The sequence below is a fragment of the Neisseria sp. P0009.S007 genome (genome assembly GCF_051962515.1).
In genome coordinates, this window is record NZ_JBQCVF010001038.1 from 1 (window position 1) to 296 (window position 296).

At 29.4% G+C, this 296-nt stretch carries 1 protein-coding gene; it reads right to left on the bottom strand.

Annotated elements, in window-relative coordinates:
- The coding region (locus tag ACTHS3_RS17655; RefSeq protein ID WP_440368722.1) for a DNA cytosine methyltransferase at nt 1-199 on the bottom strand (199 nt) is incomplete at its 3' end.
- Nucleotides 200-296 lie beyond the last annotated feature (97 nt).

Here is a 296-nt window from a genome sequence, read left to right on the forward strand (position 1 = left end):
TTTCTGGAATTTGATCTTTAATTTCTTGTTTGGTGATATCTCCTAAAGGTTTTAGATTATGATTAACCTCATAAGTTTTTTGTGCATTTTTATCCCATTCACTGGCAAAGACACATTTTCCTCTCAATTCTTTAAGAGCAAAGTGGAAACCTCCAATACCAGCAAATAAGTCAATAAAAGTAAATTTTGGATTATTCATTTCTAAGTTAATTTGTATTTAATAACTTTTCAGTATATCAAAAAGCCATGTAGTTATACTCGGTAATAATAGTTAAGATCGGCAAAATCCCACCTTA